The organism is Aquimarina sp. AD1 (assembly GCF_003443695.1).
Lineage (GTDB): Bacteria > Bacteroidota > Bacteroidia > Flavobacteriales > Flavobacteriaceae > Aquimarina > Aquimarina latercula.
The window spans coordinates 1631382-1644919 of record NZ_CP031966.1 but is presented as its reverse complement, the minus strand read 5'-3'; the positions used below and the strand labels follow the sequence as shown (position 1 = coordinate 1644919).

At 31.3% G+C, this 13538-nt stretch carries 12 protein-coding genes; all 12 read left to right on the top strand.

Annotated features, from left to right (window positions below; genetic code table 11):
• The 12 genes from D1815_RS07475 (at position 1) to D1815_RS07420 (ending at position 13535) form a co-directional block, all read left to right on the top strand.
• Positions 1–258, top strand: coding sequence for a phosphopantetheine-binding protein (locus D1815_RS07475; RefSeq protein WP_027392746.1), 258 nt, complete (start codon positions 1–3; stop codon positions 256–258).
• Position 259: 1 nt separating this feature from the next.
• Positions 260–1456, top strand: coding sequence for a beta-ketoacyl-[acyl-carrier-protein] synthase family protein (locus D1815_RS07470; RefSeq protein ID WP_118386504.1), 1197 nt, complete (start codon positions 260–262; stop codon positions 1454–1456).
• Entirely contained in the window at positions 1456–2520 is a 1065-nt protein-coding gene (locus D1815_RS07465) for a beta-ketoacyl synthase N-terminal-like domain-containing protein (protein WP_118386503.1), read from the top strand. Before D1815_RS07470 ends, D1815_RS07465 begins: the two co-directional genes overlap by 1 nt.
• Entirely contained in the window at positions 2514–3287 is a 774-nt protein-coding gene (locus D1815_RS07460; protein ID WP_118386502.1) for a polysaccharide deacetylase family protein, read from the top strand. The genes D1815_RS07465 and D1815_RS07460 overlap by 7 nt, the downstream gene beginning before the upstream one ends.
• On the top strand, positions 3280–3909 hold the full coding sequence (locus tag D1815_RS07455) for an outer membrane lipoprotein carrier protein LolA (protein WP_027392742.1): 630 nt from the start codon (positions 3280–3282) through the stop codon (positions 3907–3909). Before D1815_RS07460 ends, D1815_RS07455 begins: the two co-directional genes overlap by 8 nt.
• A complete protein-coding gene (locus D1815_RS07450; RefSeq protein WP_035085071.1) occupies positions 3890–4513 on the top strand; it encodes a hypothetical protein in 624 nt (207 codons plus the stop codon). Before D1815_RS07455 ends, D1815_RS07450 begins: the two co-directional genes overlap by 20 nt.
• Before the next feature lies 1 nt (position 4514).
• A complete protein-coding gene (locus D1815_RS07445) occupies positions 4515–4880 on the top strand; it encodes a 3-hydroxyacyl-ACP dehydratase (RefSeq protein ID WP_108803130.1) in 366 nt (121 codons plus the stop codon).
• A gap of 10 nt (positions 4881–4890) precedes the next feature.
• Complete coding sequence (locus D1815_RS07440; RefSeq protein WP_120650379.1) at positions 4891–5361, top strand: hypothetical protein; 471 nt, start codon at positions 4891–4893, stop codon at positions 5359–5361.
• Positions 5362–5444: 83 nt separating this feature from the next.
• Positions 5445–6653 (top strand): DUF2062 domain-containing protein, encoded by a 1209-nt coding sequence (locus tag D1815_RS07435; protein WP_233557609.1) that lies wholly within the window; start codon positions 5445–5447, stop codon positions 6651–6653.
• Positions 6646–10323: an MMPL family transporter gene (locus D1815_RS07430; RefSeq protein ID WP_118386500.1), complete on the top strand. Its 3678-nt coding sequence runs from the start codon at positions 6646–6648 to the stop codon at positions 10321–10323. The genes D1815_RS07435 and D1815_RS07430 overlap by 8 nt, the downstream gene beginning before the upstream one ends.
• Before the next feature lie 3 nt (positions 10324–10326).
• Positions 10327–11868: an NAD(P)/FAD-dependent oxidoreductase gene (locus tag D1815_RS07425; protein WP_118386499.1), complete on the top strand. Its 1542-nt coding sequence runs from the start codon at positions 10327–10329 to the stop codon at positions 11866–11868.
• On the top strand, positions 11868–13535 hold the full coding sequence (locus tag D1815_RS07420; RefSeq protein WP_118386498.1) for a C45 family peptidase: 1668 nt from the start codon (positions 11868–11870) through the stop codon (positions 13533–13535). Before D1815_RS07425 ends, D1815_RS07420 begins: the two co-directional genes overlap by 1 nt.
• Positions 13536–13538: the final 3 nt, after the last annotated feature.

Below are 13538 nucleotides of genomic sequence, written 5' to 3'. Positions count from 1 at the left end.
ATGGCTGAATTAAGAGAAGAGCTAAAAGAAAAATTAATAGAGCAATTAAGTCTTGAAGATGTAGAAGTAAGCGAAATAGGAGATGATGATCCTCTTTTTGGTGATGGTTTAGGATTAGATTCTATTGATGCTCTTGAGCTAATTGTATTATTAGAAAAAGACTATGGAATTAAGCTAAAAGATCCAAAAGAAGGTAAAGCTATATTTGAATCGATTAGTGTAATGGCTGATTACATTTCAAAACACCGTACAAAATAATATGAATAAAGGCATTGCCATAACTGGTATGGGGATTATTTCTTCTATCGGAAATACGGTAGAAGAAAATTTGAATGCTTTGAAATCAGTATCTCCTGGAATTTCCAGAATTGAGATGTTGAAAACTCGTCATAAGGATCAAATCATGGTTGGTGAAATTAAACAAACCAATGAAGATCTGGAGAAACAATTAGGGTTAAAACCGTTACATAGTTTTTCTAGAACTGCTATGATAGGTGCTATTGCGGCAAAAGAAGCGTTGCGAGATGCACAGATTTCTGATGTTAACGAATATAGAACTGGTTTTGTTTCAGGAACCAGTGTAGGTGGTATGGATACCACAGAAAAGCATTACCTTGGCTATACAGAAATTGAAGATAATCGAAGATTTATACAGGCGCAACATGCAGGTTTTACTACCCAATCTATTTCTAATCATTTAGGAATCAATGGATATGTTTCTACTATAAGTACTGCTTGTTCCTCTGCGGCAAATGCAATTATGCTCGGAGCAAGAATGATTCAAGCGGGCAAAATAGATCGAATGATTGTGGGAGGAACTGATGCGTTATCTAAGTTCACAATCAATGGTTTTGGTACTTTAATGATCTTGTCGGATTCAGAATGTACACCTTTTGATGATAACAGAAAAGGATTAAATCTAGGAGAAGCTGCAGCATTTTTGGTGCTAGAGAGTGATTCGATTGTAGAAAAAGAAAATAAGAAGGTTTTAGGACGTGTAGCGGGATGGGCTAATGCAAATGATGCTTATCACCAAACTGCATCTTCTTCTGATGGAGAAGGAGCTTTTTTAGCAATGAATGAAGCGCTAAAAGTAGCGGATATAACTGCAAATGAAATTGATTATGTAAATGCCCATGGTACGGCAACTCCTAATAATGATTTATCAGAAGGAGTAGCTATGACCAGAATATTTGGAGAAGAAAAAACTCCTGTATTTAGTTCTACAAAGGCATTTACAGGACATACATTAGCAGCAGCAGGATCTGTAGAAGCTGTGTATTCACTTCTATCTCTTCGTGAAAACTTAATTTTCCCGAATTTGAATTTTAAAAATAAAATGAAAGAGTTTTCATTGGTTCCACAAACGGAATTAGCATCCAAAGAAATGAAAACCATATTATCAAATTCTTTTGGTTTTGGAGGTAATTGTTCCACTTTAATATTTACAAAATAATGAGCGATTGCTATATTAATGGAATAGCCAGTATTTCGGCACAGCCAACAACAGATCCAGAAACATTTTTAGAGGATATAATCTCTCATAAAGAGTCTATATTTAGATCTCATGATCCTAATTATAAAGAATATATTAAACCAGCGGCAATGAGACGTATGTCTAAGTCGGTAAAGATGGGAGTTACAGCCGCTTCTATGGCGTTACATAATTCTGGAATAGAAATGCCTGATGCTATTATTACAGGTACAGGAATGGGATGTAAACAAGATTCTGAAAAGTTTTTAGAAAATGTATTAAATAATGATGAGCAGTTTTTAACTCCAACATTATTTATACAGTCTACACATAATACAGTTGGAGGACAAGTAGCTTTAGGATTAGGTTGCAAAGCATATAATGTTACCTATGTACAAGGTTCTGCTTCTTTTGAGATCTCTGTTATGGATGCGCAATTGATGTTGTCAGAAAAGCCGGAAAAACAAATTCTTGTTGGAGGTATTGATGAAGTAGCTAAAAATTCAACATTATTACATAAATTGGATGGTCAGATTAAAGACGATAATATTGATGTAATTAACTTGTTAAATTCTAAAACGACTGGAACAGTAAATAGTGAAGGATCTACATTTATGGTTTTGGGTTCTGATAAAACTGAAAAAAGTCTTGCAAAAATTATTGATGTAGAAACCCTTAGTAAAGGTTCTTCAGATGATATTAAAACATCAATAATATCATTCATTTCTCGACATAATATGAGCATCGAAGATATTGATGCTGTGGTATTAGGAAATAACGGGGATATTAATTTTGATCATTATTACGAAAATTTGCAAACTTCGATTTTTTCTGATAAAGAGCAGTTGTGTTATAAGCACTTAATAGGAGATTATCCAGTAGCTTCTAGTTTTGGATTTTGGCTTGGTTGTAAAATATTTGAAAACAATCAAGTGCCAAATGTTTTAAAGGTAAATGAAGTTGTTGCTAATAAATATGATACTGTACTTCTTTATAATCAATATCTTGGGAAAAATCATAGTATTGCGTTGTTACAACGATGCTAATAAGAAATTTAGTTAATACTATATCTATAGTCGTTGGTATTTTAATAATAACGGCGATAAGTTTCAATAAGTTACCGATTTGGTCCTTTGTTGTCTTAATATTGCTTTGGGTAGTAATAACCACTTACGGAGTACTTAATATAAAGGCAGGATATTTTCTTAAAAGTTTAAACAATAATCCAACTACAAAAGGAAAAAAGATTGCTATTACCTTTGATGATGGCCCAGATATTAATACAATTAAAATCTTAGAAATACTAGGCAAGTACAATATCAAAGGAACTTTTTTTTGTATTGGACAGCAAGTAGAAAAACACCCCGATATTGTTAAAAAAATTATTAATGAAGGACATATTGTAGGCAACCATACTTTTACCCACGGGAAGTTTATTGATGTATATAGTACGGATAAATTTATTGGTGAAATAGTAGACGCGGATACTGCGATAGAAAAGATTTCTAAAAAAAAACCATTACTTTTTAGGCCTCCTTATGGAATAACAAACCCCAATATCGCTAGAGCTGTTAAAAAGACTGGACATGCTGTTATTGGTTGGAATAAGAGGTCTTTTGATACAACAATTCCTTCTGAAAAAGTGATATTAAAGAGAATAACCAAAAACCTTAAAAATGGTGATGTTATACTTTTGCATGATACAAAGTTGATCACTTTAACAGTATTGGAACAATTGTTGCTATTTTTGCAGAGTAATAATTATACAACCGTTACGATAGATGAATTATTTTCAATACAGGCATATGCTTAGATTTTTATTATTTGGTTTTATTTTACTAAGTGGTTCTTACCTGCAAGCTCAAGAGGTAGAGCTTTCGACATCAGAGATTACATCTTTTAAAAACTCTGTAAGTAAAAGTGCTAAGCAATCAAAAACCATTGTTAACACATTCACACAATTAAAACATATAGATTTTCTTTCTAACGATATAGAAAGTAGTGGTGATCTGTATTTTAAATCACCAAATATTATTAAATGGTCATATACAAGTCCGTATGAATATAGTGTAATTTTTAAAGATAAAAAGTTGTTTATCAATGATGCAGGAAAGAAAAGCGATATTAATTTGGCGTCTAATAAAGTTTTTAAAAAATTAAATGACTTGATAGCAAAGAGTGTTAGTGGCGATATGCTAGATGACACTCAATTTTCCATACGTTTTTTTAAAAACAAAGAACTTTTTATCGCAAAATTATCTCCAATTGATCAAACTTTAAAAAATATGTTTAAGGAGATTGTTTTAAATTTTGAATCAAATAAGTATTTAGTTTCTAGTGTTAAACTAATAGAACCTTCAGGAGATTATACTCTTATCAATTTCGAGAACACATCTGTAAATAAACCTATACCAGATGCGATATTTGCTCATTAGTATATTATGTATATCTGTTTTTAGCTGCAAGGTTGCAACTGTAGAAAATTTTACAGAATCGGAGGTGAAATCAGGAGATCAAGTCGTTAATCCATATTTTTCGAGCGAAACAATTGATTATGTTTATAAATCAGATATATCAGTTTATGGAAATGAATTTAGTGGTATTCTTATTTTAAAAAAGATTGCTCCCCAAAAGCATCGTATTGTATTTACATCACAATTTGGGAGTACATTTTTTGATATTGAAATAGATAGTGAATCCTATAAAATTCATTCAATTATAGAACAACTTGATAGAAAAATTATCTTAAATACCTTAATAAAGGATTTTACATTATTGGTAAAAGAAAAAGGTATGGCTGTCCAAAGATATCATAATGATACATATAATGTTCTGAAAAATGAGAAAGGGAAGTACAGTAATTATTATTTTTACAATCTATCGGATCAGAAATTAGATAAGATAGTTAATACCACAAAGAGAAAAGAAAAAGTGATCGTACTGTTTAATGATATCGCAGAGGATCATTTAGCTAATAATATATCTATTGATCATAAAAATATTAGATTGAATATTGAATTAAATTTCTTAAAAAAATAACATGCTAATAGCTGATTTATATAAAATTAACGAAGATTCTGTAAGGGATGGTATACAAACTACGACCATTACTTTAAATCCAAAAAATGAGATCTTTAAAGGTCATTTTCCGGGCAATCCAATTACGCCAGGAGTTTGTACTTTGCAAATCATTAAGGAGTTAACAGAAAATAGACTGGATTGTCGCTTGTTTATGAAAAAGACTTCTAATGTGAAGTTTATGGCAGTGATTAATCCAGAAAAAACTCCTGATTTAGTAATAGTGAATGATTTTAAGGACTCTGAAGAAGAGATTAAGGTAAAGAGTACCGTAAAATATGATGATACCACAGCGCTAAAAGTGGTGTTGACTTTTGTTAAATTATAATATGTAGAGTATGAAATCTTTAGTATTGTTTATGAGTCTGTTTTTTGTAAATACCAGTACGGTGGATATTACAGAAGTAAGAAATTTATATAGACATGCTAAAGATACAAAAGAGAATACAGATAAGTTTTTTGAAACTACACAGAAAATAAATTTCGAAAATAAACCTGTTTTATCCGCGTATCACGGATGTGCTTTAACTTTAAAAGCATCTTATGCAGACAGAAAACTGGATAAAATTTCCTTTTTTAGAAAAGGTAAAAAGTTAATCGAAACTGCTATTGAGGCCGAACCCAATAATATTGAGCTCAGAATGATAAGATTGAGCGTGCAAACCAGTGCTCCCAAGATCACTAGATATTATAAAGATATAGATGAAGACAAGGATTTTTTGACTAATAATGTGGAAAAAATATCATCTCCTAAATTAAAAAAATTCATCAAGGGCTTTATGTCTACTTCTAAAGCTTTTAACAAATAATCATTATAGTTCTTTTATTATTTTCAGTACAGTAATAATTCAAAATATAATTATACTATTTTTGCAACTGAAAAAATAGCACTGTGACTGAAACTACTTTATATGATACTCGTTTCGAGACACTAAATTGTTGTGTTTTCATACCCACATATAACAATCAGAATACTTTGGATAGAGTTATCCAAGGAGTAATGAAATACACGGATCGTATCATTATAATTAATGATGGTGCTACAGATAATACTTCTCGTATTTTAGAAAATTACCAGAATCAATTTACTATTATAACTTTTCCAGAAAATAAAGGAAAGGGGATGGCGCTTAGAGAAGGGTTTAAGCAAGCGAGTAAATTGGGGTATGATTATATGATTACTATAGATAGTGATGGACAACATTTTCCTAGCGATTTACCACTGTTTTTAGATCAATTAGAGAAACAGGATAAAAACAGTTCTTTGCTGTTAATAGGATCAAGAGATATGGATGATCCTTCAGTGCCAGGGAAAAGCAGTTTTGGGAATAAATTTTCTAATTTTTGGTATTATATAGAGACTGGCATAAAACTGAAGGATACACAGTCTGGATATCGATTGTATCCAATTAAAGAGATTGCTAAGCTTAAACTTTTTACTACAAAATTCGAATTAGAGATAGAAGTAATCGTTAAGTTGGCTTGGAGAAATGTAGAAGTTCGTAATATACCAGTGCAGGTGTTATACGATGAAACCGAAAGAGTATCTCACTTTAGACCATTTAAAGATTTTACGCGTATTAGTATTCTTAATACATGGTTGGTTACTTTGACCTTGTTTTTTTATTTACCAAAACGGCTTATTAATAGAGTAAAAAAAAAAGGATTTAAGCAATATTGGAGAGAAAATGTATTAAGGAGTGATGATCCGCCAATAAAAAAAGCAAGTGCAATAGCTTTGGGTCTTTTTATTGGGATAGCACCTTTGTGGGGTTTTCAAACGATTTTAGTCATATCGCTTGCTATCGCTCTTAAATTAAATAGAACTATTGCCTTTTTGTTTTCTAATATTAGTATTCCTCCATTGATTCCTTTTATTATCTATGGTAGTTATCAGATAGGGGCAGTTGCAATGGGTAAAGAAATGGATGCAACTTTAAATATTGAAGATATAAAATCAGGAACCGATGTTTTTAAAAGTTTAGGTCAATATGTCTTAGGAAGTTTTATTTTGGCAACATTAGTTTCATCAATTTCAGGAGTCATTGCGTATTTGTATTTTAGCTCTCGGAAATCTAAAAGCAATGCAATAGATGCATAAATTATTTCTCTCATTATATCAATATATAAAACAGAATAAATTAATTGCTTGGCCAATAATTATAGGCTGTATTACAATATTTGCCTTTCTGGCAAGCCGTATAGGTTTTGAGGAAGATATTACTAGATTAATTCCTAACAGTGATAAATCAGAGGTTACACAAAAAGTTTTAAAAACGGTCTCGTTCTCCGATAAAATTGTAGTCAATATTGCTAACAAAGGGGAGAATCCTGATGATCTTACAGAATACGCTACTACCTTTATTGATTCTATAAACACGCATCTTTCTAAATATGTAAAAAAAATACAAGGCAAAGTAGGGGATGATAATGTGATGGAATTATACGATTTTGTATACGATCACCTTCCCTTTTTTCTTACTAAAGATGATTATGACAATTTAGATAAAAAGATTAACCCAGATTCTATTGCTAGGGTTATAGAGAGTAATTATAAATCTGTGATTTCTCCAGCAGGTGTTGTTACTAGGAAGTATATTGTGAAAGATCCTTTATCGTTAACACCTATAGGACTCCAAAAGCTTGCACAACTTCAGTTAGGAGATAATTATGATCTATACAATGGTTTTTTAATTACTAAAGACAGGAAAAATTTGTTGTTATTTCTTACTCCTGCATTAGCAACAAATGAGACAGGAGAGAATACTATTTTTGTAGAGAAGTTAAAAAAAATCACTAACAACCTTAATGAGAAGCATTCCGAAACAACCAATGCTACTTTGTTTGGAGCTACGTTGTATGCAGTAGCTAATGCTAAACAGATAAAAGGCGACATACAACTCACAGTTAGTATTGCTATGACGATACTGTTGTTGATACTAATTTTCTTTTATCGTAAGTTAGCAGTACCACTTATTATTTTTGCACCTACTATATTTGGTGCTACTGTAGCTATTGCTTTATTATACTTGATCAAAGGAAAAATTTCCGCTATATCCTTAGGTATAGGTTCTGTTTTGTTGGGAATTACACTGGATTATTCCTTGCATATTCTTACACATTTTAGGAATAATAATAATGTGAAAGAATTGTATAAAGATGTTTCTATGCCCGTAATAATGAGTAGTCTTACTACAGCAGTTGCATTTTTATGTTTAATTTTTGTAAAATCCGAAGCGTTAAATGATCTTGGGATTTTTGCAGCAATAAGTGTAGTTGGGGCATCTGTTTTTGCATTAATTTTTATACCACAGGTATATCGTTTTTCAGAAAGTAAAAAGACAAATAGAAAAACTTTTATAGATAAAATATCTCAAATAGATTTTCATAAAAATAAAGTTTTAATTTCCATTATAAGTATTGTGTTTATTGTCGGATTATTTCTTTTTCATAAAGTTGGCTTTAATACAGATTTGAGTACCATGAATTATCAACCGGAAGAGTTGGTGGCTGCAGAGGAAGACCTGGATAGAATAAACAATAACAAAGCAAAATCAATTTATCTAGTTTCTTATGGTTCTTCATTAAATGAAGCTTTAAACGCAAATAATAAATTATTTGAAACTCTTGATCAAAAGAAATCAAATAATGAATTAATAAACTTTAGCTCCGTTGGAGGAATTGTGTTATCTAAGGAAGCTCAAATAGAGAAAATAGCTCTTTGGAATGAATTTTGGACAAAAAAACGTAAAGATTCTTTAACCAATTTATTAATAGAAAAAGGGAAGGTTCTTGGTTTTAAACCAGAGACATTCACTCAATTTTATACAGCATTAAATAAAGAAATTAACCCAATTGGTTTTAACGAATACCAAAATATTAAAGAACTGTACCTCGATGAATTTGTAACTAGTGAAAAGGATTTTTCTACTGTTGTTTCGGCAATTAAAGTTGATCATCAAAAAGCTGATGAGATTAATGCCTCACTTAATAAGATTCCCAACACCGTAGTTATTGATAGGAAACAGTTGAATGAGAATTTGTTAGGGAATCTAAAGAATGATTTTAATTCATTGATTGGGTATTCCTTAATAGCTGTAGTCCTATTACTGTTGTTGTTTTATAAAGACCCAATGCTTGCTTTGGTTACTGCATTACCTATTGCTATTACGTGGGTAATTACATTGGGAGTAATGAAAATGCTAGGAATTGATTTTAATATTTTTAATGTAATCATTTCTACATTTATTTTTGGATTGGGTGTAGATTACAGCATTTTTATAACGAACGGACTTATAAAGGAATATACGTATGGGGTTAAGGAACTTTCGACCTATAAGACCTCTATTTTGTTATCCGTAATTACTACTATTTTAGGAGTTGGGGTTTTGATCTTTGCAAAACATCCTGCTTTACGTTCTATATCTACGGTATCCTTAATTGGTATTCTATCGGCAGTGTTGGTTTCATTTACTATCCAGCCAATGTTATTTAGAGCGTTTATTACTAATCGAGCAAGAAAAGGATTAACTCCGCTTAGAATTCGTCAAACATTATGGTCAATATTTAGTTTTGGGTATTTTATTATTGGCGGATTTATAGTTTCCGTAGTGAGTAGCCTTATTATTCCGTGGTTTCCGGTGAGCAAGAAAAAGAAAATGGCTGTTTTTCATAAAGTGGTTTCTAAGTTAATGGGATCTGTATTATATTCTAATCCTTTTGTAAAAAAACGTATATATAATCCGGAAAACGAAGATTTTAGTAAGCAATGTATTATTATAGCAAACCATTCATCTTTCTTAGATATCATTTCTATAGGGATGTTATACCCTAAGTTGATCTATTTAGTGAAAGATTGGGTTTATGATAATCCAGTTTTTGGTAGGGCTGCAAAATTAGCTGGATTTTACCCAGTTTCTTCTGGTATAGAAGGAGGGGTTGAACACTTAAGAGAAAAAGTCAAACAAGGATATTCTTTAATTGCATTTCCCGAAGGAAGCAGAACAGAAACCGCTAAAATGAGTAGATTTCATAAAGGATCCTTCTATCTAGCTCAAGAGCTAAATTTAGATATACTACCAGTTGTTATTCATGGCAATTCACAGGTTTCTCCTAAGGGGGATTTTATTATTCACGATGGAGCTATTCAATTAAAAATATTACCAAGAATTCAATTAGATAATAAAGAGTTTGGAGATGGGTATACAGACAGAACTAAAAAAATAAGTTCGTATTTTAAAGAGCAATATGCCACTTTACAAAATGATCTGGAAGGAATTGATTATTATAAAAAAGCATTATTAAATAACTATAGATACAAGAGTTGTTTTGGAGAAGTAAAAATTGATTACTTAGCAAATAAGGAACAATATTATAAAACAGCGAGTTTTATAGAGCAAAAAGATCGTGTGATTTGTTATAGTGATGATTATGGTCAATTTCTTTTACACCTAGCTTTTAAAAGGCCGTATGCTAAATTAAAAGGAATTTTAACTAAACCTCAGAAATTGAGTGTGGCAAAAAACTGTTATACAACGGTTAGGAATAAAATAGAATTTGTGGCTGATGAAGATTTGACATCGACAAAATTTGATGTACTTTTGTTACATACAACTACACCATTACAACCACAACATTTAAAGAATTTAGTGTCAGAGGATATTACAAGAATTATTGTTACCTCTGAAGATAATTTGTTTTTCGAATCATTGAAAACTACATTTAAGGTAGTTGTTCAAGAGTTTGGATTAACAGTTTTGAATAGAATATAGCACATGCAAGAAAAATTTGATGTCATTATCATTGGGAGTGGATTAGGTGGATTGGTTTCTGCAAACATTCTTGCTAAAGAAGGTAAGAAAGTATGTGTATTAGAAAAGAACAATCAATTCGGAGGAAACTTACAGACTTTTGTTAGAGATAAAAGTATTTTCGATACAGGAATTCATTATATAGGCGGTTTAGATAAAGGCCAGAATCTATATCAGTATTTTAAGTATTTAGATATTATGGATGATCTAAAACTTAAAAGAATGGATATCGATGCGTATGATGTCATTACTTTTGATGATGACGAATTTGAATACCCACATGCACAGGGATATGATAATTTTGTAAAACAGCTAGTAAAGTTTTTTCCAGAAGAAAAAAAAGGGATTCAAGAGTATGTAGATAAGGTAAAAGATACTTGTTATAGATTTCCATTGTATAATTTAAATGAAGGAGATCGATATTATGGAGAAGATCTATTAACACTAAAGGCCAAGGATTATATAAATAGTATTATTAAAGATCCAAAATTAAGAGCTGTACTCGCTGGTTCTAATTTGTTATATGCAGGAGACCCAGAAAAAACACCATTTTATGTTCATGCATTATCGGTTAATTCATACATGGAAAGTGCTTGGAGATGTATTCAGGGAGGAAGTCAGATAGCTAAGTTATTAGTAAAAAGATTTAGAGCACTTGGAGGTAAAATTTACAAATACCAAGAAGTAAATAAATTTAATTTCGAAGAAGATCAATTAGTTTCTGTATCCACTACCAAAGGAGATACTTTTTATGCAGATAATTTTGTCTCTAATGTAGATCCAAAACTTACATTACAGATTGTTGGTAAAGAAAGATTTAGAAAATTATATTATAAGAGAATTCAGAATACAGAAAGTATAATTTCTTCTTTCAGTTTATATATAGTTTTCGAAAAAGGAACATTTCCTTATATCAATAAAAACTACTACCATACTAAAACATTTGATCAAGTATGGACCACTCAGGATTATGCCGAAGAGAATTGGCCAGAAGCATATATGTTTACGACCAATGAAGATCTCAAAAACCCAGGTTATGCAGAAAATTTGACTTCAATTGCTTATATGCGATTCGATGAAATGGAACCTTGGAGTCATACCTTTAATACTGTTGCAGAAAAGAATGATAGAGGAGAAGATTATGAAGCATTTAAGCAACGCAAAATTGAAGCTTATTTAAAAGAAATTGAAAAAAAATACCCAAATATCAGATCCTGCATTAAATCTATTCATACTTCTACACCACTTTCTTATAGAGATTATATAGGCTGTTATGAGGGTTCTATGTATGGTTTTGTAAAGGATGCAGATAATCCAATGAAATCCTTTTTATCACCAAGAACTCGGATTCCTAATTTGTTATTTACTGGTCAAGGATTAAATATGCACGGAGTGCTGGGAGTAACGATAAGCGCAGTAGTTACTTGTGGAGAATTAGTGGGTAAAGAACATTTATTACAAAGAATAAAAGATACTTTGGCAGAAAAAGAATTATCCGAGTCATAATGAAAAATATTTGCTATCATATTTTCTTTATATCTATTGTCATCTTGTTTTCTTCCTGTGGTGTTAAGAAATCATTGGCTGCAAAACCAGATATTTCTGGAATAGAAAATGTCGATACTACTCGGATAAAACACAGTGAAACTTTTTTTACATTAAACAATAATCTGCTTAGAAAGAATAAACAAGGATTATGGGAAATGTATTTAGAAGGTAAGCCACTCGAACGAGGAGTTGCAGCAGGAAGTTTGAGTCGAGAATTGATTAAAATTCAAGAAGATGCTTTTATCGGCAAAATAACGGAATTGATTCCTTCAGAAAGTTACCTTAAATTCTTGAGTAAAATTGTAGCTTGGTATAATCGAAAGTTACATTTGAATGTTCCAGAAGAGTACAAAACAGAAATTTATGGAGTTTCCAGATATGCATCGAATGATTATAATGATTTTGCGGAACCTTATGTAAGAATGTTATATGCGCACGGAGCGCATGATATCGGGCACGCATTACAAGATTTGATGTTAGTCGGTTGTACGTCTTTTGCCGCTTGGGATGACAAAACAGTTGATGGAAAATTGTTAATAGGACGTAATTTTGATTTCTATGCGGGAGATGACTTTTCTAAAGAAAAGTTAGTGACTTTTATGAACCCTTCTGAGGGTTATAAATTTATGACTTATGGATGGGCCGGAATGATGGGAGCACTATCAGGAATGAATGAAGAAGGACTAACGGTTACTATTAATGCAGGTAAATCTAAAATTCCATTGATAGCAAAGACCCCAATATCGATTCTAACAAGAGAGATTTTACAATATGCGTCTACTATCGATGAAGCTATCGAAATAGCAAAGAAAAGAGAAGTGTTTGTTTCAGAATCTATTATGATTGGTAGTGCTAAGGATAAAAGGGCCGCACTGATAGAAGTTTCTCCTGATAATTTTGGAGTGTATAAGGTACCAAATACAAACCAATTGATTTGTTCTAATCATTTTCAGAGTGATTCTTATACACAAGATAAACGCAATCAAAAAGCTATAGAAGAGAGCCATTCTTTTTATAGATATCAGCGAATGACAGAGTTACTATCCGAAAATGATAAGTTAACTCCTGAAAAAGCAGTAGCAATATTGAGAAATAGAGATGGTCTTGATGATAAATTGATAGGATACGGTAATGAAAAGGCATTGAATCAGATGCTAGCACACCACGGTATTGTTTTTCAACCTGAAGAACGTAAAGTATGGGTTTCTACCAATCCATATCAGATGGGAGAATTTGTAGCCTATGATCTTGATGATGTTTTTGGAAGAATGAAACAACAAAAAGAAGAAATAGTGATTGCTACAGAATCTTTAAATGTTCCCGAAGATCAGTTTATTTATACTAAAACATATGCCAATTACGAAGCATTTAGAATATTAAGTAGAAAAATTGAAAGCGCTATTGATAATGAAGAAAAGATTTCAGAAGACGAACTTTTAAAATTTCAAAGCTTAAACTCTAATTATTGGGCGACGTATTATATACTAGGAGAATATTATTATGTGCAAAAAGAATATAAGAAAGCTTTGATAGCTTTTAAACAAGCACAGAAAAGAGAGGTAACTACAGTTCCTGATGTAAAGAATATAGAGAAATACATTAGGAAGTGTGAACGAAAAATATAAGTT

Bases quoted from the DNA above. Each gene is read 5' to 3' on its own strand.
- D1815_RS07475 (WP_027392746.1), top strand. From the start codon at position 1: ATGGCTGAATTAAGAGAAGAGCTAAAAGAAAAATTAATAGAGCAATTA.
- D1815_RS07470 (WP_118386504.1), top strand. From the start codon at position 260: ATGAATAAAGGCATTGCCATAACTGGTATGGGGATTATTTCTTCTATC.
- D1815_RS07465 (WP_118386503.1), top strand. From the start codon at position 1,456: ATGAGCGATTGCTATATTAATGGAATAGCCAGTATTTCGGCACAGCCA.
- D1815_RS07460 (WP_118386502.1), top strand. From the start codon at position 2,514: ATGCTAATAAGAAATTTAGTTAATACTATATCTATAGTCGTTGGTATT.
- D1815_RS07455 (WP_027392742.1), top strand. From the start codon at position 3,280: ATGCTTAGATTTTTATTATTTGGTTTTATTTTACTAAGTGGTTCTTAC.
- D1815_RS07450 (WP_035085071.1), top strand. From the start codon at position 3,890: ATGCGATATTTGCTCATTAGTATATTATGTATATCTGTTTTTAGCTGC.
- D1815_RS07445 (WP_108803130.1), top strand. From the start codon at position 4,515: ATGCTAATAGCTGATTTATATAAAATTAACGAAGATTCTGTAAGGGAT.
- D1815_RS07440 (WP_120650379.1), top strand. From the start codon at position 4,891: ATGAAATCTTTAGTATTGTTTATGAGTCTGTTTTTTGTAAATACCAGT.
- D1815_RS07430 (WP_118386500.1), top strand. From the start codon at position 6,646: ATGCATAAATTATTTCTCTCATTATATCAATATATAAAACAGAATAAA.
- D1815_RS07425 (WP_118386499.1), top strand. From the start codon at position 10,327: ATGCAAGAAAAATTTGATGTCATTATCATTGGGAGTGGATTAGGTGGA.
- D1815_RS07420 (WP_118386498.1), top strand. From the start codon at position 11,868: ATGAAAAATATTTGCTATCATATTTTCTTTATATCTATTGTCATCTTG.